18 protein-coding genes are annotated in these 19,425 nt (G+C 71.5%); 12 read left to right on the top strand and 6 right to left on the bottom strand.

Annotated elements, in window-relative coordinates:
* Positions 1-1,329 carry a cytochrome P450 gene (locus ACZ63J_RS04220; protein ID WP_465399803.1) on the bottom strand — a complete coding sequence of 443 codons (1,329 nt, stop codon included), beginning with the start codon at positions 1,327-1,329 and terminating at the stop codon, positions 1-3.
* 117 nt (positions 1,330-1,446) lie between these two features.
* Between ACZ63J_RS04220 and ACZ63J_RS04215 the strand changes: the two genes are divergently transcribed.
* Entirely contained in the window at positions 1,447-2,262 is an 816-nt protein-coding gene (locus ACZ63J_RS04215) for an SAM-dependent methyltransferase (protein WP_465399804.1), read from the top strand.
* Here the strand turns inward: ACZ63J_RS04215 and ACZ63J_RS04210 are convergent, their stop codons facing one another.
* Positions 2,263-5,181, bottom strand: coding sequence for a glycoside hydrolase family 3 C-terminal domain-containing protein (locus ACZ63J_RS04210; protein ID WP_465399805.1), 2,919 nt, complete (start codon positions 5,179-5,181; stop codon positions 2,263-2,265).
* 346 nt (positions 5,182-5,527) lie between these two features.
* Here ACZ63J_RS04210 and ACZ63J_RS04205 point away from each other — a divergent pair, with 346 nt between their 5' ends.
* The 5 genes from ACZ63J_RS04205 to ACZ63J_RS04185 are packed head-to-tail and all read left to right on the top strand — an operon-like array spanning position 5,528 to position 11,506.
* Complete coding sequence (locus ACZ63J_RS04205; protein ID WP_465399806.1) at positions 5,528-6,535, top strand: LacI family DNA-binding transcriptional regulator; 1,008 nt, start codon at positions 5,528-5,530, stop codon at positions 6,533-6,535.
* 33 nt (positions 6,536-6,568) lie between these two features.
* Entirely contained in the window at positions 6,569-7,801 is a 1,233-nt protein-coding gene (locus tag ACZ63J_RS04200) for a sugar ABC transporter substrate-binding protein (protein WP_465399807.1), read from the top strand.
* A complete protein-coding gene (locus ACZ63J_RS04195) occupies positions 7,798-8,697 on the top strand; it encodes a carbohydrate ABC transporter permease (RefSeq protein WP_465399808.1) in 900 nt (299 codons plus the stop codon). Before ACZ63J_RS04200 ends, ACZ63J_RS04195 begins: the two co-directional genes overlap by 4 nt.
* Entirely contained in the window at positions 8,694-9,497 is an 804-nt protein-coding gene (locus tag ACZ63J_RS04190; protein ID WP_465399809.1) for a carbohydrate ABC transporter permease, read from the top strand. Before ACZ63J_RS04195 ends, ACZ63J_RS04190 begins: the two co-directional genes overlap by 4 nt.
* An 8-nt stretch (positions 9,498-9,505) precedes the next feature.
* A complete protein-coding gene (locus ACZ63J_RS04185) occupies positions 9,506-11,506 on the top strand; it encodes a glycoside hydrolase family 31 protein (protein ID WP_465399810.1) in 2,001 nt (666 codons plus the stop codon).
* 7 nt (positions 11,507-11,513) lie between these two features.
* On the opposite strand, the gene ACZ63J_RS04180 is transcribed toward ACZ63J_RS04185, so the two are convergent.
* On the bottom strand, positions 11,514-12,440 hold the full coding sequence (locus tag ACZ63J_RS04180; RefSeq protein WP_465399811.1) for a pentapeptide repeat-containing protein: 927 nt from the start codon (positions 12,438-12,440) through the stop codon (positions 11,514-11,516).
* 54 nt (positions 12,441-12,494) lie between these two features.
* On the opposite strand from ACZ63J_RS04180, the gene ACZ63J_RS04175 reads away from it, so the two are divergent.
* The gene (locus tag ACZ63J_RS04175; protein WP_465399812.1) at positions 12,495-13,100 is read left to right on the top strand and encodes a TetR/AcrR family transcriptional regulator; all 606 of its coding nucleotides are present in this window, start codon (positions 12,495-12,497) and stop codon (positions 13,098-13,100) included.
* Between the two features lie 21 nt (positions 13,101-13,121).
* Here the strand turns inward: ACZ63J_RS04175 and ACZ63J_RS04170 are convergent, their stop codons facing one another.
* Positions 13,122-13,679 (bottom strand): YceI family protein, encoded by a 558-nt coding sequence (locus ACZ63J_RS04170; protein WP_465399813.1) that lies wholly within the window; start codon positions 13,677-13,679, stop codon positions 13,122-13,124.
* A gap of 107 nt (positions 13,680-13,786) precedes the next feature.
* Between ACZ63J_RS04170 and ACZ63J_RS04165 the strand changes: the two genes are divergently transcribed.
* From ACZ63J_RS04165 to ACZ63J_RS04150, 4 genes are read left to right on the top strand one after another with little or no spacing between them, the layout of a single operon-like run.
* Positions 13,787-14,254 (top strand): MarR family winged helix-turn-helix transcriptional regulator, encoded by a 468-nt coding sequence (locus tag ACZ63J_RS04165; RefSeq protein WP_465341001.1) that lies wholly within the window; start codon positions 13,787-13,789, stop codon positions 14,252-14,254.
* Positions 14,255-14,262: 8 nt separating this feature from the next.
* Entirely contained in the window at positions 14,263-15,249 is a 987-nt protein-coding gene (locus ACZ63J_RS04160; RefSeq protein ID WP_465399814.1) for a glutathione S-transferase family protein, read from the top strand.
* Positions 15,250-15,267: 18 nt separating this feature from the next.
* On the top strand, positions 15,268-16,050 hold the full coding sequence (locus ACZ63J_RS04155) for an SDR family NAD(P)-dependent oxidoreductase (RefSeq protein WP_465399815.1): 783 nt from the start codon (positions 15,268-15,270) through the stop codon (positions 16,048-16,050).
* A 38-nt stretch (positions 16,051-16,088) separates the two neighbouring features.
* Entirely contained in the window at positions 16,089-16,628 is a 540-nt protein-coding gene (locus ACZ63J_RS04150) for an RNA polymerase sigma factor (RefSeq protein WP_465399816.1), read from the top strand.
* A gap of 6 nt (positions 16,629-16,634) precedes the next feature.
* Here ACZ63J_RS04150 and ACZ63J_RS04145 read toward each other — a convergent pair whose 3' ends face one another.
* Together ACZ63J_RS04145 and ACZ63J_RS04140 are read right to left on the bottom strand one after the other, a co-directional pair.
* Positions 16,635-17,144: an LmrA/YxaF family transcription factor gene (locus tag ACZ63J_RS04145; RefSeq protein WP_465399817.1), complete on the bottom strand. Its 510-nt coding sequence runs from the start codon at positions 17,142-17,144 to the stop codon at positions 16,635-16,637.
* Entirely contained in the window at positions 17,077-17,730 is a 654-nt protein-coding gene (locus tag ACZ63J_RS04140) for a GNAT family N-acetyltransferase (RefSeq protein WP_465399818.1), read from the bottom strand. Before ACZ63J_RS04140 ends, ACZ63J_RS04145 begins: the two co-directional genes overlap by 68 nt.
* A 255-nt stretch (positions 17,731-17,985) precedes the next feature.
* Here ACZ63J_RS04140 and rox point away from each other — a divergent pair, with 255 nt between their 5' ends.
* Positions 17,986-19,422, top strand: coding sequence for a rifampin monooxygenase (rox, locus tag ACZ63J_RS04135; protein WP_465399819.1), 1,437 nt, complete (start codon positions 17,986-17,988; stop codon positions 19,420-19,422).
* Positions 19,423-19,425: the final 3 nt, after the last annotated feature.

The following is a 19,425-nucleotide window of genomic DNA, read 5'->3' as shown; positions in this document are numbered from 1 at the left end:
TCAGGTCCGCGGCACCAGCGTCATCGGCAGCCGGTTCGGCTGCATCGTGGCCTTGAGCTGCGCGTAGACCTTCTTGCCCGGCACCGGAACCAGCCGCCAGCGCGCCCCGATCGTCGCGGCGACGATGCCGAGCTCCGTCGGCGCGAACACGTGGCCGGGGCACAGCCGGGCACCTGCGCCGAACGGGATGTACGCGCCCTTCGGCAGTTCCGCGGTGTGGCCGGGAGCCCACCGGCCGGGGTCGAACCGCCCGGGATCGGGGAACCAGCGCGGATCCCGGTGCAGCGTGTGCTGGCTGACCGCGACCTCGGCGCCGGCCGGGATGCGGACGCCGCCGAGCTCGACGTCTTCGCGGGCCCGGCGCATGAGGATCAGCGGCGGTGTGCGGCGGACGATCTCGTTGACGATCTGGTGCGTGTACACCAGATCCGGCAGGTCCTCGAACCGCGCGGCCCGGCCGCCGAGCACGGCGTCGACCTCGGCGTGGAACCGGCGTTCGACGTCCGGGTGCTGCCCGAGCTCGTGGAAGAACCAGGCCAGGGCGACGGCGGTGGTTTCGGCGCCGGTGGTGAGGATCGTGATGACCTCGTCGTGCACCTGCCGGTCGGACATGCCCTCGCCGGTGTCCTCGTCGCGCGCCATGAGCAGCATCGACAGCAGGTCGCCGTGGTCGGCGCCCTGTTCCCGGGCGGTGACCACGGTTTCGCCGATCACCTCGCGCAGCCGCGCGGCCGCGGCGTCGAACTTCCGGTTCGGCGGGATGGGCAGCTTCTCCACGAACTTCGGGGAAAACGCCCGGATCAGCACGTATTTCAGCATGACCGGGATGGAACGCTGGATTTCCGCGAGTGCCTCGTCGCCGAGCGCCGTCGAGAAGAGCGTCTGCCCCGCGATGGTCAGCACCAGGTCCTGCATCCGCCGGTCGAACTCGACGACTTCGCCTGGCTGCCACGACGTCGTGATCTCGTCGGCCAGCTTGGTCATGGTGTTTTCGGCGTAGCCCGCGATCCGCGTCCGGCCGAAGGCGGGCATCACGAGCCGGCGCTGACGGCGGTTGAGCTCGCCGTTCGAGGTGGCCAGGCCGTCGCCGAAGAGCGGGCGCATCTTGTCGAAGACCAGACCCTTGTCGAACTTGTCGGCGTCGGTGGCCAGCACCTGCCAGGACAGCTCGGGGGTGGTGACCACGTGCACCGGCAGCGGGCCGAGGTGGAGTTTGACGACTTCTCCGTGCGCGGGCAGGGAAGTGAAGAGTTTCAGCGGGTCACGCAGCAGCGCCACTGTGTGCCCGAGCACGGGCCAGCGGCCGGGGACGGGACGCGCGTCGGTCATGTCTCGCCTCCTCGCGACCGGGACACCTTAGCGACGCGGCGGGGTCTCCGAGCGCGGGTCCACACGAACGGATGAGGGCGCTACACTCCGGCATCTCGAGCGAGGGTGGGAGGTCCTGTGACCGGGGAACTGAGCTGGGTGCCGGCGGAGATCGACACGACGGTGCCGAACCCGGCGCGGGTGTACGACTTCTGGCTCGACGGCGACCACAACTTCGCCGCCGACCGCGCGCTCGGCGAGCAGATCCTCAAGATCATGCCGGGCGTCCGCGACGCGGCCCGCCTCAACCGCGCGTTCCTGCGCCGCGCGGCACGGTACCTCGTCGACGCCGGCGTCCGGCAGTTCCTCGACATCGGCTCCGGCATCCCGACGGTGGGCAACCTGCACGAGATCGTCCAGCAGGCCGACCCGTCGTGCCGCGTGGTGTACGTCGACCGCGAGCCGGTCGCCGTCGCGCACAGCGAGCTGCTGCTGCAGGACAACCCGGGCTGCCTGGTGCTGCAGGCCGACCTGCGCGACGTCGACGAAGTCCTGGAGGGCGCCGCCAAGCTGCTGGACCCGGGCGAGCCGATCGCCGTGTTCATGTTGCTGCTGCTGCACTTCGTCCCGGATTCGTGGGACCCGGCGGGCATCGTCGCCCGCTACCGCGACCGCCTGGCCCCGGGCAGCTACCTGACGATCTCGCACGTCGCGGCGGACTCCGAGTCCGAGCGCCTCGACGAGGCGGTCGAGGTGTACAAGAGCAACCAGAACCAGCAGAACCAGCCGGTCCCCCGCACCCACGCCGAGGTCCTCCGCTTCTTCGACGGCTTCGAAATGGTGGAGCCGGGGCTGGTGGGGTGCGCGATGTGGAACCCCCGCGGCGCCGGCGACATGTCCGACGACCCGGCGATCAACGCGCTGCCGTACGCGGGTATGGGGCGGAAACCCTAGTCACCGCAGGGAGAACGTCGCCAGGTTCACCGGGCCGGCGAAAGTCAGGTAGACGTCGTGGCAGCCGGTTGCCTTCGCCAGGCCGGTGGTCACCGTCGTGTACGCGTACCGGTCACCCGTGGTCGGAACCGAAGCCGTCCCCAGCACCCGGCCGGTCGGCGAGTCGAGGCGCACCGTGACGTGCGATGGCTCCACTGTGGACACCGAGGCGGTGAACCGTGACGGGCCGTTCAGTGCGGCATCGCGGTACACCAGCCAGTTCCCCGAGGAAGCCGCGACCGACGTGCCCGCGACCTTCGACGTGTCCGTCAACGTCGTCCCGGAGTAGTCGTCGAAGTTCTGCGCGGGTGTGGGACGGCTCAGGTCTCGCGGCGCATGCCGCTCCCCCGGCACGAAAACCCGCTGCGCCGCGGAGAGGTCGGAAGCGTTGTGGCCCAAGGAGAACTCGTGGATCCCTTCCGCCACGACAGACCGTCCCCGTGAGACGTCCCAGGACGCCAGGTCCGCGACCGGCACGGAGAACCGCACCGTCCGCGTCTCGTGCGGAGCCAGTGTCACGCGCGAGAAATCCCGCAGCCGCTGTACGCCGGAGTCCTTCGAGTACAGCTGGACGACGTCCGACCCGAGACGGCCGCCGGTGTTCGTCACCTCGACGCTGACCTGCACCGCCGAGCCGTCGAACCCAGCCCGCGCCGCGCCGTACCGGAACGACGTGTAACTGAGCCCGTACCCGAAGGGGTACGACGGTTTCCCGCGGTAGTACTGGTACGTCATCCCGGTCTTCGCGATGTCGTAGTCCAGGATGCTCGGCAGCCCGGCGTCCGAGGCGTACCAGGTCTGCGTGAGCCGCCCGCTCGGGTCGACGTCGCCGAACAGGACGTCGGCGACCGCGTGCCCGGTCTCCTGCCCCGCGTGGCTCGTCCACACGATCCCCGGCACCGGCAGCGAGTCCCAGCCGGTGGTCGGGTAGCTGTTCTCCACCACAACCACAGTGTGCGGGTTCGCCTTTCGCACGGCCTCGATCAACGCCCGTTGCGCGGGAGCCAGCTCCGTGCTCGTCCGGTCGTTCGCCTCACGGCCGTTGATGAACGGCATGCTGCCGACCACGACCACCACCGTGTCGGCGCCGCGGGCCGCGTCGACCGCCGAGGCGACGCCGCTGCGCAGCACCTCGCGGCCGAACTTCGTCGCGTGCGCCGCGTCGGGCGCGGAGATCGTGAGGACCCCGTCGGCGCCGACCACGGCGAAGCGGTTCGGGCCGAACCACGGCTCGGTCACCTCGTTGCCCGCGTACTCCAGCACGAAGCTGCCATCCGGCTGCGGGTCGAGCTTGAGCTGCTGCGGCACGAACCAGCCGGTGGGCTGGTCGGCGTCGTTCACCAGCGCGCCGCCGGAGAAGCTCAGGTACTTCCCGTTCGCCGCCGCGCGCAGGGTGTTCTTGCCCGCGCCCCAGTCGAAGACGTCGAAGGACTCCGCCGCCCCGGCCGTGGTCCCGCCCGCGGTCACCTTGCCGGGCGCAGCAGGCGCCGTCAGGTACCGGCTGGTCGAGAGGTCTTTGAGCGCGATCCGGTCGACGCCTTCGGAAGACGCCACCGTCGTGCCGAGCCGCTCCTCGATGCCCTGCTTCGGCGTGACGCGGTAGGGTATCGAGCCGCTGTACCAGTCCTCGTACAGCGTGTCGGACAGCGGACCGACCACGGCCACCTTCGTCTTCGCCGCGTCGAGCGGGAGCGCACTGCCTTCGTTGCGCAGCAGGACGATCTGCTCGTCGGCCGCCTCGCGCGCCAGGGCGCGGTGCGAGGGCGAGCCGATCACGGCGGGGGTGATCTTCGCGTACGGGTTGCGTCCCGGCGGGTCGAACTCGCCCAGCCGGAACCGCAGCGACAGCAGGTGCCGGTCGGCGGTCTCGACGTCGGCCATCGTCAGCAGCCCGCGGGCCAGCGCCTCCTCCACCGCCGCGACGGTGATCGAGCCGTTCGTGTCGTTGTCGGTGAAGCTGTCGAGCCCGGCCTTGATCGCCGCCGCGTCAGCCTCTGCCTTGGTGGCGTAGTACTTCTCCGAGGTGACCAGGTTGGACGGCGCCCCGGCGTCGCTGACGACCGCGATGTCCCGCGGCGCCCAGTTCCGCAGAGTGCCGCCGAGGTCCGGGCTCACCGTGTTCGGCCGGCCGTTGACCAGGTTGTACGACGGCATGACGGCGTTCGCCGCGCCGGCCCGCAGCGGGATCTCGAACGCCCGCTCGTCGTAGTCGTGCAGGATCTTCGGCGGCACCGAGGAGTTGCTCGTGTCCCGGCTCACCCCGTTGTTGTAGGCGAGGTAGTGCTTCAACGTCGGCGCGGCCTGAAGGTACCGCGGGTCGTCACCCTGGATGCCGCGGCCGTAGGCGGTGGCGAGCTGCCCGGTGAGGTACGGGTCCTCGGAGTACCCCTCCTCGTTGCGGCCCCACCGCGGGTCGCGCAGCAGGTTCACCACCGGCGCCCACAGGTTGAGCCCCCACAACGTCGGGTTGCGCGCGTTGAAGCCGCGCGCCTCCTGGCCGACAGCCGTGCCGACCCGCTTGACCAGCGCCGGGTCCCACGTCGACGCCAGCCCGATGGCCTGCGGGAACACCGTGCCGTCGGCTTTGACCACCGCGCCGTCGTGGTCGTAGTCAGTGGACCACGCGACGCCGTGCAGTGCCTCGGTGCCCGTCTTGAACACGCCGATGCCCAGCCGCGGGATGGCCGGCTCGTACTGGTGCAGCAGCGAGATCTTCTCGTCCATCGTGAGCCGGGACAGCAGGTCGTCGATCCGGGTCGCCAGCGGCAACGCCGGATCGCGGAACGCGGGCGGGGGCGCCGCGAGCGCCGGCGAGGGGATCGGCAGCAGGAGCGCGACCACCGCCGGGACGAGCGCGCGGCGGAACGGGGACGGGCGCACGGACGGCCTCCCGGATTCGTCGAATCGTTTCGACGGCGCGGCGCGGAACATTCGCGTCGAAGGTGAGGATGGTGACGACTATTACAGTCGCCGGAGTCGAAGGTCAAGAGTTACTGGGAGCGCACCCAGGAAGTTTCGGTCATGCTCCAAACTGCGCTCTGAGCTGGGGGAAGATCCGTTACCAGCACCGTTCGACAAATTCGACTCCGAGGCCCGCCGTCGAATGCGAATCGAATATCTCCACGCGGCAATGCGTGCTTGTGTTTCGCGCGGGTGTCACTTACCTTCTTGCCATCGTCGATGCGCTTCGACGCACTTCTCCCGCTTCGTCCCCAGGAGGCCGCACGTGGTCACGATCAACGACGTCGCCAGCGCGGCGGGCGTGGCACCCAGCACGGTGTCGTACGTGATCAGCGGAAAGCGCTCGATCTCGCCGAAGACCCGCCGGCTGGTGGAAGAGAGTATCCGCAAGCTCGGGTACCACCCGCACGCCGGGGCCCGCGCGCTCGCCAGCAGCAAGACCAACGTGCTGGCCCTGGTCGTCCCGCTGCGCACCGACCTCAACGTCGCCGTGGTGATGGAGTTCGTCGCCGCGGCGGTCACCGCGGCCCGCGCGCACGACCAGGACCTGTTGCTGCTCACCAAGGACGAAGGCCCCGCCGCGCTGCAGCGGGTGGCGTCCTCGGCGATCGCCGACGCGCTGATGGTGATGGACGTCGAGGCCGCGGACCCGCGGGTGCCGATGCTCATCGCGCTCGACCTGCCGGTGGTGCTCATCGGCGTGCCCGACCACCCGGCCGGGCTGAGCTGCGTCGACCTCGACTTCACGGCCGCGGGCTCCGCGTGCGTCGCGCACCTGGCCGACCTCGGCCACCGTTCGGTCGCGCTGATCGGCCCCTCCCCCGCCGTCTACCGGCGCGGCACCAGCTACGCGACGCGCTTCCTGCGCGGGTTCGACGACGCCGCGCAAAGCCGTGGCGTGCGGGCGACGAACCGGCCCTGCGCGCACTCCTACGAAGCCGTGAGCGCCTGTTTGGACGAACTGCTCGCCGCCGACCCGGACCTGACCGGCCTGGTCGTGCACAACGAGGCCGTGCTGCCCGGGCTGCTCTCGAACCTGCGCCAGCGCGGTCTGCGCGTGCCCGAGGACATCTCCGTCGTCGCGGTCTGCCCGGACAGCATGGCCGCGCAGCACGCGGTCGCGCTGACCACCGTGGCCATCCCGGCCGAGGAGGTCGGCGCCCAGGCCGTCGAGATGACCATGCGCCGGCTCGCCGGCCACACCACCCCCGAGGTCCGGCTGCTCGGGCCCCGCCTCACCCCGCGAGACAGCACCGCCGCGCCGCGCGCCTGACCGGTTCCACTCCAGCGACGAAGGAGAACCACCATGTCCGCAGCTCGTCGCGCCCTCGTCCTGGCCGCGAGCGTCACCCTGCTGGCCGCCTGCAGCCCCAGCCCCGCGCCGCCGGTGTCGAGCGCCGCCGGCGCCCCGGCCGCCACCTCGATCACCGAGCTCGACTACTACGCCGACGAGCAGGGTTCGGCCGCGTGGCAGAAGATCCTCGACACGTGCGCCACGCAGACCGGGGTCAGGATCGACCGGCAGAAGGTGCCGACCGCGCAGATGCTGCCGAAGATCCTGCAGGGCGCGAGCTCGAAGACGCTGCCGGACCTGCTCTTCACCGACAACCCGACACTGCAGCAGGTCGCCGCCACCGGCGCGCTGACGGCGCTGGGCGACTACGGCATCACCACCGACGGCTACTACGACAGCATCGTCAAAGCCGGGACCTACCAAGGAAAGGTGTACGGCGTCGCTCCGGGCGTCAACGGCCTCGCGCTGATCTACAACAAGGACCTCCTCACCTCGGCCGGTGTCGAACCGCCGAAGACCTGGGACGAGCTGAAGGCCGCCGCGGCGAAGCTCACCAAGGACGGCAAGTACGGCCTCGCGTTCTCCGCGATCCCGTCCGAGGAGGGCACCTGGCAGTTCCTCCCGTTCTTCTGGGGCAACGGCGCGGAACTGTCCCAGCTGGACTCCCCGAAGGCCGTGCAGGCCCTGCAGTACGTCACGGACCTGGTGAGCTCCGGCTCGGCGTCGAAGTCCGTGGTGACGTGGAACCAGAACGACGTCGCCGACCAGTTCGTCGGCGGCGCCGCGGCCATGATGGTCAACGGGTCGTGGAACCTGGCCCGGCTCGACGAGCAGCAGTCGCTGCACTACGGCGTGGTCCCGATCCCGGTGCCGCAGGCGGGCGGCAAGCCGGTGGTCGCCCTCGGCGGCGAGGTCGGCGCCGTGCCGGTCACCAGCGGGCCCGCCCAGCAGGCCGCCGGGAAGGTGCTCTCCTGCATCCTTTCCGAACCGACGATGCTGCAGTGGAGCAAGGCGCACGCCTACGTCCCGTCGAAGACGGCCGCGGCCGCGAAGTTCGGCACCGAGCAGCCCGCGATGCAGGCCTTCGTCGACGAGGTCGGCTCGGCCCGCTCCCGCACCGCCGAGCTCGGCGAGAAGTACCCGAAGGTCTCGCAGGCGCTGGCCGACGCGCTGCAGGCGGCGCTGACCGGGAAGCAGCCGGCCGACCAGGCCCTGAAGGCCGCACAGCAGGCGAGCGGGTCGTGACACCGGCCGCCCGCCGCGAGCCCCGGTTCGCGGCGTGGGCGTTCCTCCTGCCGGCCCTGGCCTACGTCGGGGTGTTCTTCGGGTATCCCCTGGTCGCGAACCTGGTGATGAGTGCCCAGGACTACACGGTGAAGTCGTTCTACACCGGTGAAGCGCCCTTCGTCGGCTTCGCCAACTACTCCGCCGTGTTCGCCGACCCGTTGTTCTCGACGGCCGCGCTCACCACCGTGCTGTTCACCGCCGGGTCGCTCGTCTTCCAGTTCGGCATCGGCCTGGCGCTGGCGGTGTTCTTCACCGGCCGGTTCCTCGGCAGCGCGCTGCTGCGGTCGCTGCTCCTGCTGCCGTGGCTGCTGCCGCTGGTGGTCAGCGGGGCGGTCTGGCGGTGGATGTTCGACCAGGACCACGGGGTGCTCAACGCGGGCCTGCGCCTCCTCGGCTTCCCCGCGGTGCCGTGGCTGAGCAGCACGACCTGGGCGCTGCCCGCGGTGATCCTCACCAACATCTGGATCGGCATCCCGTTCAACCTGGTGATCCTGCACGGCGGGCTGCGCGCGATCCCGGCGTCGCTCCACGAGGCCGCGGCGCTCGACGGCGCGAACGCGTGGCAGCGGTTCCGCCACGTCACCTGGCCGCTGCTGCGGCCGGTCACCGGGATCGTGCTGATGCTCGGGCTGGTCTACACGATCAAGGTGTTCGACGTGATCATGGTCGTCACCGGCGGCGGGCCGGCCAACGCGACGCAGACGCTCACGACGTGGTCCTACCGGCTGTCCTTCCAGGATTTCGCGTTCGGGCAGGGCGCGGCGGTCGGCAATGTCCTCATCCTCGTCGCCACGGTGTTCGGGCTGCTGTACCTGCGCTCGGCGCGGGCGACGCTGGCCGAGGCGGCGACGTGAAGGCCCGGACGGTCTTCGGTGTCCTGATCGTCGCCGTGCTGCTGTTCCCGCTGTACTGGATGGTCAACGCGTCGCTGCAGCCCAGCGGCGCGCTGCTGCGCCCGGACCCGGCCTTCTTCCCGGTCGGCGGCACGCTGGACGGCTACCGCAAGGCCCTCGCCTCGCAGGGGCCCCACCTGTTGTCCAGCGTCGTCATCGCGCTCGGGACCGTGCTCGTCTCGCTCGCGGTCGCGGCGCCCGCGGCGTACGCGCTGGCCCAGCTCAAGGTCCGCGGCGGCCCGGCGCTGGTGTTCGTGCTGCTCATCGTGCAGATGATCCCGGGGATCGTGATGGCCAACGCGCTCTACACCGTGTTCGGCAACCTCGGGCTGATCGACAACTACCTCGGCCTGGTGCTCGCCGACTCCACCGCGACCATCCCGTTCGCGGTGCTGCTGTTGCGGGCCTTCATGATCTCCGTGCCGAGAGAGCTGACCGAAGCGTCGCGTGTGGACGGCGCCGGGTACTGGCGGACGTTCGTCTCGATCATCCTCCCGGTCAGCCGCAACGCGCTCGTCACCGCCGGGCTGTTCTCGTTCCTGTTCGCCTGGGCGGACTTCCTCTTCGCCGTCACCCTCACCACCGGCCGGTCGATCGAGCCGATCACCGTCGGCATCTACCGGTTCGTCGGCAACCAGTCCGCGGACTGGAACGGGGTCATGGCCACCGCCGTCCTCGCCGCGGTCCCCGCGGCCGCCCTGCTCGTCGTGGCCCAGCGGTACGTCGTCGCCGGGCTGACCAGCGGCGCCGTCAAAGACTAGGAGACCGCGTGATCGCCACGACCGAAGACGGCCGCTCGCTCGAAGTCACCGTGCGGCACGAGGTGCTGCGGATCGAACCGTGGGGCGCGGACAGCCTGCGCGTGCGCGCCGGACGGCACCGGATCCTCGACGACGTCCCGGGCGCGCTGCTGCCCGCCAAGCCGTCCGCCGCCACCGCCGAGGCCGGCGAGCGGTCCGGCCGGGTGGTGAACGGCGCGCTCACCGCGATCGTCGAGCTCGCCGACACCGACACCGGCGTCGACGCGCAGCTGAGGTTCGTCCGCACGGACACCGGCGAGGAGCTGCTGGCCGAGCAGCGCGCGCACTTCTGGTGGCCCGGCGCCCGGCTGTTCCTGCCGTCGCGCAACGGGTACGGCCGCCTCGAGCAGCGGTTCGCCGCCCACGACGACGAGCGCGTCTACGGCCTCGGCCAGCACACGCACGGCCGGCTCGACCAGAAGGGCCTGGTCCTCGACCTGGTGCAGCGCAACGCCGAGGTGTCGGTGCCGTTCCTGCTCTCGAGCCGCGGGTACGGCTTCCTCTGGAACAACCCCGCCGTCGGCCGCGTCGAGCTGGCCGCCAACGGCACCCGCTGGGTCGCCGACGACGCGCGTCAGCTCGACTACTGGGTGACCACCGGCGACGGCCCGCGGCAGATCCTCGGCCACTACGCCGACGCGACCGGGCACGCGCCCATGCTGCCGGAGTGGGCGGCCGGGTTCTGGCAGTCGAAGCTGCGCTACCGGACGCAGGAAGAGCTGCTGGCCGTCGCGCGGGAGTACCACTCGCGCGGGCTGCCGCTGTCGGTGATCGCTGCCGACTTCTTCCACTGGACGCACCTCGGCGACTGGAAGTTCGACCCGGCCGAGTGGCCCGACCCGGCCGGGCTGGTGCGGGAGCTCGACGAGCTGGGCGTCAAGCTGATGGTGTCGGTGTGGCCGTCGGTCAGCCCGCTGTCGGAGAACTACCGCGAGCTGCACGAGCAGGGCCTGCTGGTGGCCGCCGAGAACGGCGTCCCGGCCCACGCGCCGTGGCAGGACAAGGGGTTCGACGTCGAGCTGCCGGTGGCGTTCTACGACGCGACCAACCCGGCGGCGCGGCGGTTCGTCTGGGCCAAGGTCAAGGAGAACTACTACGACCTGGGCGTGCGCGCGTGGTGGCTCGACGGCGACGAGCCGGAGATCCAGCCCGGCCACCCGCACAACCTCGGCTTCCACGCCGGGCCGGGCTCGGAGGTCTTCAACCTCTACCCGCAGGCGAACGCGCAGGCCTTCCACGACGGCATCCGCGGCGAGGGCGACGACGAAGTGGTGCTGCTCAGCCGCTCGGCGTGGGCCGGCAGCCAGCGGTTCGGCGCGGCGCTGTGGTCGGGGGACGTCCCGGCGACCTGGGCGTCGCTGCGGGCGCAGGTGCGGGCGGGGCTGAACGTCGCCGTCGCCGGGATCCCGTGGTGGACCACGGACATCGGCGGGTTCCACGGCGGTGACCCGGCGTCGCCCGGTTATCGCGAGCTGATGGTGCGGTGGTTCTCCTACGGCGTGTGCTGCCCGCTGTTCCGCCTGCACGGCTTTCGCGACCCGCGGCCGCCGTTCGGGCCGGGGATGACCGGCGGGCCGAACGAGGTCTGGTCGTACGGCGCCGAGGCGCTGGCGGCGATCGAGGAGTCGTTGCGGCTGCGGGAGCGGCTGCGGCCGTACCTGATGGCCCAGATGCGGGTGGCGCACGAGCAGGGTGTCCCGCCGATGCGGCCGCTGTTCGTCGACTTCCCTGGCGACCCCGGCGCGTGGGACGTCGACGACGCGTTCCTGCTCGGCCCGGACCTGCTGGTCGCGCCGGTGCTCGAACCGGGCGTCACGGCACGCCGGGTCTACCTGCCCTCGGGTGCGATGTGGACGGACGCGGTGACCGGTGCGCGCCACGACGGCGGGGCCACCGTGGAGGCGGCCGCCCCGCCGGAGCGGATCCCGCTCTTCCTGCGCGACGACACGAAGCTGCCGATCCGCGGCTGACGGCGGGTCACGCGCCGTGCAGCTCGGCCCAGAAACCCGGGCGCCACGGCACCGGCTCGCCCGCGTGGACGCCGTCGGGCCACGTGCGGACCACGTGGACGTCCGTGCGGACCCGCGCCCGCGGGAACCGGAAGCGGGTGGCGGTCGCGCCGGCGAAGTCGGCGTGGCCGCTGAACCGGGCGCCGCCGAAGAAGGCGTCGGTGAACCGGGTGTCGCGGAAGGTCGTCCGGCCGGCGAAGCCCGCGCCGGCGAACGACGCGTCGTCGGCGAACTCGGCCGCCGAGAAGTCCGTCAGGGCCGAGAACCGCGCGTTGTCGAACCAGGTTTCGCCGTGGCTGGTGCTCTCGGCGAAGGCCGCGGTCCCGGTGAACGTGACGCCCTCGAAGTCCGCGCCCTCGCCGAACCGGGTGTCGCGGAACCAGGCGTGCCTCGCGAAGCACGAGCCTTCGAAGCTCACGAGGCCGGTGAAGACCACGCCGTCGAAGCGGGCGTCCCCGACGAAGCGGACACTGCTGAAGACGGCGCTGCGCACCGAGCAGCCGCGCAGGTCGACCGCGGCCAGCACCGCGTGCCCGACGTGCAGGTCCACGTCCGGCCAGAACCGCGGACCGGCCCGCCGCAGGCGCGGCCGCAGCAGCTCCCACAGCGGCTCCTGCGGGCCGTGGCGGAGCTGGGCGAGGACCTCGTCGACGCACTCCTGGCGCAGCCCGGGGTCGTCGTCGGCCGCTGCGGCCAGGTTCCGCAGCGCGGCGAGGCGCGCCGCGTACTCGTTCGCGAGCAGTTCCGCCCGGACCTCCCGCGGCACCGGCTCCGGCGGCGCGGCCGGGGTCAGGACCTCGGCCGGCCGGTCGCGGCGGAGCAGCAGCCACGCCGTGACCGCGCCCGAGACCGCGCCGACCAGCGCGAGGATCGGGAACGGGGTGAGCGTGGACATGCCGGGATTGTCCCGTCCCGGCCCGGCTCGGCGACACCGGTTTAAAGTGGACCTGTGAGTCCAACGCTGACGAAGAAGGGCGCCGCGACGCGGCAGCGGATCATCGAAGGCGCGGCGGCGGAGATCCGCGAGCGCGGTGTCGCCGTCACGACGCTCGACGACGTCCGGGCGCGCACCGGCACCAGCAAGAGCCAGCTCTTCCACTACTTCCCGGACGGCAAGGAAGAGCTCCTGCTGGAGGTGGCGCGGTTCGAGGCCGGCCAGGTGATGGCGGCCCAGCAGCCGCAGCTGGGCGAGCTGGGCTCGTGGGCGGCGTGGAAGCGCTGGCGCGACACGGTCGTCTCGCACTACCGCGAGCGCGGGCAGTACTGCCCGCTCAACGTGCTGATCTCCCAGCTGGGCCGGGCGACCCCGGGCGCGCAGGCCGTGGTGACGGAGCTGCTGCGCGGCTGGCAGAACGAGCTGGAGGCCGGCATCCGCCGGCTGCGGGACGCGGGCGAGGTGAGCCCGGAGCTGAACGTCGAACGCACCGCGGCCGCCCTGCTGGCGGGCCTGCAGGGCGGCGTGGTGGTGATGCTCTCGACCGGCCGCATCGACCATCTGGAAGCGGCGCTCGACGTCGGGATCGCGAACCTGCGGGCGAGCGGAAACCGGGGCTGAGCCCGGCTCCCGCTCCCGGGGTCAGGCGTTCTTGATCGCGGAGATCTCGAACTCGAGGGTGACCTTGTCGCTCACCAGGACACCGCCGGTCTCGAGGGCGGCATTCCAGGTGATGCCGTAGTCCTTGCGGCTGATCGTGGTCGAGCCCTCGAAGCCGATCCGGTCGTTGCCGAACGGGTCCTTGGCCGAGCCCTCGAACTCGAAGGGGACCGTCACCGAACGGGTGACGTCCTTGAGGGTCAGGTCGCCGGTGACGTCGAAGCTGGTCTCGCCGGTCTGCTTGATCTCGGTGGTGACGAAGGTGATCGTGGGGTACTCGTCCATCGACAGGAAGTCGTTGCTCTTCAGGTGCCCGTCGCGGTCGGCGTTGCGGGTGTCGATGCTGTGCGCCTGGATGGTCACCTGGGCGGAGGACTTCTCCGGGGCGTCACCGTCGATCGTCGCGGTGCCGGTGAAGTCGTTGAAGCTGCCGCGCACCTTGGTCACCATCGCGTGCCGGGCGACGAACCCGATCCGCGAGTGGGCGGCGTCCAGGGTGTACTCGCCGGTGAGCTGGGGGTACGTGGTCGCGGTGGTCATCGCTGGTCTTCTCTCCTCGTGCTGGCGTCCCCCCGGTGATTGAGGGCTCAACAACACTGTACTCAGAATGACTGGTTGCGCAAGCAAGCTTTGGATAGACTGCCGGTATGGGTGATCTGGACGAGGAGGAAGCCGCCTTCTGGCGGTCGCTGATCCGCATCACGACGGTGCTGCCGCGCGCCCTCGACGACCAGTTCCTCCCCGAGACCGGGCTGACGATCAGCGACTACGGCGTGCTCGTCGCGCTGTCCGAGGCGCCCGGCCACCTGCTTCGCATCTCCGCGCTGGCGGCGACGACCGCGTTGTCGCTCAGCCGGATCAGCCGGGTGGTCGACGACCTCACGCGGCGCGGGCTCGTCGAGAAGCGCCGGTGCGCCGAAGACGGCCGCGCGTCCAACGCCGTGCTGACCGCCGCCGGACTCGCCAAACTGGAGGCGGCCTACCCGGGCCACCTCGCCCGTGTGCGGGCTTCGGTGTTCGACCACCTGAGCGCCGGGGACATCCGCACCGCCGGGCCGGTGCTGGCCCGGCTGGCCGCGGCCATGGAGGCCACTCCCCCGACCGACGACTGCTGAGGACGCCGATGACCGACCAGGGCGAGTACAAGCGCGACCTGAACTACATCCCGGACCGCATCACCGCCGACGGCCGCGACGGCTGGCCGGTCGAGGCCGGCCGCTACCGGCTGGTCGTCGCGCGGGCGTGCCCGTGGGCGAACCGCGCGGTGATCGTCCGGCGGCTGCTGGGCCTCGAGCCGGCGCTGTCGATGGGCATCGCCGGGCCGGTGCACGACGAGCGGAGCTGGAGCTTCGACCTCGACCCCGGCGGCAGGGACCCGGTGCTCGGTATCGAGCGGCTGCAGGAGGCGTTCTTCAAGCGCGACCCCGGGTACCCGCGCGGCATCACCGTGCCGGCGTTCGTCGACGTCCCGAGCGGCCAGGTCGTCACCAACGACTTCGCGCAGATGACGCTGGACATGTCCACCGAGTGGACCGCGTACCACCGCGACGGCGCGCCGGAGCTGTACCCGGAGAAGCTGCGCGACGAGATCGACGACGTCGCGCAGAAGGTGTTCACCGACGTCAACAACGCCGTTTACCAGTGCGGGTTCGCCCGGTCCCAGGAGGCCTACGAGCACTCGTACCGCAAGCTGTTCTCGCGCCTGGACTGGCTTTCGGAGCGGCTCGCGGACCAGCGCTACCTGGTCGGCGACACGATCACCGAGGCCGACGTCCGGCTGTTCACCACGCTCGTCCGGTTCGACGCGGTCTACCACGGCCACTTCAAGTGCAACCGCCAGAAGCTCACCGAGCTGCCGGTGCTGTGGGCCTACACGCGCGACCTGTTCCAGACACCCGGCTTCGGCGACACGATCGACTTCGCGCAGACCAAGGAGCACTACTACGTGGTGCACAAGAACGTGAACCCGAGCGGGATCGTCCCGCTCGGGCCGGACGTGTCCGGCTGGCTGACCCCGCACGACCGCGACCAGCTCGGCGGCCGCCCGTTCGGCGACGGCACCCCGCCGGGCCCGCCTCCCGCCGCGGAACAGGTGCCCGCCCTGGCCTGACTGGCTACGGTGATCGCCATGGAACGCCTGCACGATCGCCGCATCCTGGTCACCGGAGCCGGCTCCGGCATCGGCCGGGCCACCACCCTGCGCCTGCTGGCGGAGGGCGCCCGCGTCATCGGCACCGACGTCTCGGAGGAGGGCCTGCTGGGCACCCAGCAGGCCGCCGACCGGCCGGGCCTGACGACCTTCGCCATGGACGTGGCCGACGAGGCGTCGGTGGCCTCGGGAGTCGCCTCGGCGACCGAGGCCCTGGGCGGGCTCGACGTGCTGGTCAACGCCGCGGGCATCCTGCTGGCGTCCCACACGCACGAGACGTCGCTGGAGCTGTGGAACCGGGTGCTGGCGGTGAACCTGACCGGCACGTTCCTGGTGACGCGCGCGGCCCTGCCGGCCCTGCTCACCTCGGCGCACGGCGTCGTGGTCAACTTCAGCTCGACGTCGGCGTCGTTCGCCCACCCGTACATGGCGGCGTACTGCGCGAGCAAGGGCGGCATCCAGGCGTTCACGCACTCGCTGGCCCTGGAGTACAGCAAGCAGGGCCTGCGCGCGGTCAGCATCGCGCCCGGCAGCGTGAAGAGCGGCATCACGGACTCGGCGGCGAGCTGGCTGCCCCAGGACGCCGACTTCTCCCTGTTCAGCCGGCTGCTGCCGATCATCCCGGCCGACCACACGACCGAGGTGGGCAACCCGGTGGCGGGCCCGGAGACGGTGGCGGGGGTCGTGGCGATGCTGGCCTCGGACGACGGCAAGTTCATCACGGGCACGGAGATCCGGATCGACGGCGGCACGCACACCTGAGGACTAAACCGGCGGGCCCGCTCGCGCGTGGAGAGCCCGTGACCGCTCCCGTTCCAGACCACGACGTGCGCTTCCGGGAACTGTTCGAGGTGCACTTCGGCGAGCTGACCCGGCTCGCCCACCTGCCCGGCGCCGACGCCCCCGAAGACGTGGCGCAGGAGGCCTTCCTCCGGCTCCGCGCCCCGCTGGGCGACCGCGCGACCTGCCGCCTTCGCGTGACCGTGGTGCGCCGGTCGCGGAGACAGCGGGCTCGCGCGACGTTCACGGAGCTGGACGCGCTACCCCGGCCGCAGCGCGAGGTCCTCGTGCTGCGCTACGGGCTGGACCTCGGCACGGCCGAGATCGCGGAGACCCTCGGCCGTTCGCCGGGCCGGGTCGAGGCGCTGCTCCGCCAGGGGCTGGACCAGCTGGAAACCCGGCCGGCGGTGGTCCCGCGCGTGCGGCGCGCCGCGTTGGCGGGCGCGGCCTTCGTGGTGTCGATCTGCGTGCTCGCCACGAGCCAGCTGGCGTCACCCGACCCGCGAGGCGCGACGCCGTCCCACGCGGACGGCACCTCGAGCCTCCCTGTGCCGACGTAGGCGCGTCTAGTCCACAGTGGACACGGCGCCGTCGAGCAACGGGCGCAGCTCCGCCACCACCGTGTCGAGCGGGGCGACGTCCTGGTGCGCCCGCGCCAGGACGATCGCGCCCTCCAGGGTGCTGAGCATCAGCACCGCCAGCGAGGTGCTGCGGGCCGGCGGGACGCCCATGTCCTCGAGCGCGCCCGCCAGCGGACGCTGCCAGCCGTCGAAGGCCTTGCCGACCGCCTCCCGCAGGAGGTCGCTGGTCGCCACGGTGTCGGCGACCGTCGCGACGAGCGGGCAGCCGGCGTCGAAGCCCTGCGCCGTGAACTCCTCACGCCACTGGGCGGCCATCGCCGCGAAGAGCTTGCCGGGGGTCGGGTCCTCGAGCTTCGCGGTGACGCGCGCGACGCGCCGGGCCGCGTAGTCGCCGGCCCAGGTGACCGCCTCGGCGATCAGCTGGTCCTTACCGCCCGGGAAGTAGTGCTGCAGCGACCCCCGCGGGGCTTCGGCGTGCGCCACGACGTCCCGCATGCCGGTCGCCCCGACACCGTGGATCCGCACCAGCTGCGCGGCGCTGAGCACCATCCGCTCGCGCGGTGTCCTCGTCATCGGCTGCCTCCTTCATGACGTTCGTCATGGTAGCCCAGCCGGGGACGACCAGGGCGAAGTCACGCTCTCCGCGTTCGAAAGTGGGGACCGGGCGGAAGCCCTGGCGCAGCAGCAGCGCCTCGGCCCCGGTGTTCCCGGCCTGCACGGTGCCCCGCACGACCCAGCCCGGGAACCGCCCGGACGCCCACAACCAGCGGCTCAGCGCGCTGCCGATCCCCTGCCGCTGCCACGCGTCGGCGACCAGCAGCCCGATCTCTGCCTCGCCCGGGGTTTCCGCGACGAAGTTCAGCAGGCCCACCGGAACCCCGCCGCGGGTGGCCAGCAACGCCGGCGAGCCGGCGAGCAGGAACCGCTGGTAGCGCCGGAAGACGTCACCCGGCTCGGCCGGGCCGCCCATGATGAAGCGCCGCCGGAGGCTGTCCGGCGAGCAGGCCGCGACCAGCGCGGCCACGCACTCCCGGTCCGCCGGGCGGTCGCCCAGCTCCCGGATCTCCATGACGGCTGTCATAGTCCCATCACAGCACGATGCGGCCCGGAACACACTATGACCGCCGTCATAGATCGACGGCGCGCGAAAAGTCTGCGACAGTGCCTGAAGGCTGGACCTGGGAAGACGCTCCCGAAGCGGAGAGAGGAAAAACCACTCCCTTCCGTATCTAACTTATAGCGCACCCCCGGGCTTGCGGCAAGACCCCGGTTGTCCCCCACAATTCTCGACCGAAGCCACGACCTGCACAAACGCGGGGATTTCCAAGGGGGTCTCTTGTCTGACGTGATCATCGCCGGGGGCGGGCCGACCGGCATGATGCTGGCGGCCGAACTGCGGCTGCACGGCGTCGACGTGCTCGTGCTGGAGCGCGACGCGGAGCCGACCAAGGTCGTCCGCTCGCTCGGCCTGCACGCGCGGAGCATCGAAGTGATGGACCAGCGGGGGCTGCTGGAGCGGTTCCTGGAACTGGGCACGAAATACCCGGTCGGGGGTTTCTTCGCGGGAATTCCGAAGCCCTCGCCGGAGCGGCTGGACACCGCGCACGGCTACACGCTCGGCATCCACCAGCCCGTCATCGACCGGCTCCTGGCCGAGCACGCGGTCGAGGCCGGCGCCGAGGTCCGGCGCGGCCGCGAGGTGACCGGGCTGGAGCAGGACGACGAGGGCGTCACGGTCGAGCTGGCCGACGGCGAACGGCTGCGGACGCGCTGGCTCGTCGGCTGCGACGGCGGGCGCAGCACCGTGCGCAAGCTGCTCGGCGTCGGCTTCCCCGGTGAGCCCAGCCGGATCGAGACGCTGCTGGCCGAGGTCGAGGTGACGGTGTCGCGGGAGGAGATCGACACCGCGAACATCGAGGTCCGCAAGACCCAGAAGCGCTTCGGTTTCATGCCCGTGGAGGGCGGCACCTACCGCGTGGGCGTCCCCGCCGAAGGGGTCGCCGAAGACCGCCGGACCCCGCCGACGCTGGAAGAGCTCAAGGAGCAGCTACGGAAGACCGCCGGCACAGACTACGGCGTGCACTCGCCGCGCTGGCTGTCCCGCTTCGGCGACGCCACCCGGCAGGCCGAGCACTACCGGGTGGGCCGGGTGCTGCTGGCCGGCGACGCCGCCCACGTCCACCCGCCGACCGGCGGCCAGGGACTCAACCTCGGGGTCCAGGACGCCTTCAACCTCGGCTGGAAGCTCGCGGCCGAGGTGAACGGCTGGGCGCCGGCCGGGCTGCTGGACAGCTACGAGGCGGAGCGGCACCCGGTCGGCGAGGACGTCCTCAACAACACCCGCGCCCAGATGGAGCTGATGCAGCTCGAGCCGGGCCCGCAGGCGGCGCGCCGGCTGCTCGCGGAGCTGATGGACTTCGACGAGGTCAACCGGCACCTCACCGAGAAGATCATCGCGATCGGCATCCGCTACGACTTCGGTGAGGGCCACCCGCTGCTGGGCCGCCGGCTGCGGGACGTCGAGCTCAAGCAGGGGCACCTCTACGGGCTGCTGCACGCGGGCCGCGGCCTGCTGCTCGACCGGACCGGCTCGCTTTCGCCGGCCGGCTGGGAAGACCGGGTCGACCACGTCATCGACGTCACCGACGTCAGCGAGGAGCTGGACGTGCCCGCGGTGCTGCTGCGCCCGGACGGGCACGTCGTCTGGGCCGGGGAAGACGGCGTGGACCTGTCCGGTGCGCTGCACAAGTGGTTCGGCGCGCCCACCGCCTGAAAC

The sequence above is a fragment of the Amycolatopsis sp. NPDC104863 genome, assembly GCF_055582965.1.
Note: the sequence above shows the minus strand (reverse complement) of the source record. Positions and strands in the feature narration are given on the sequence as shown.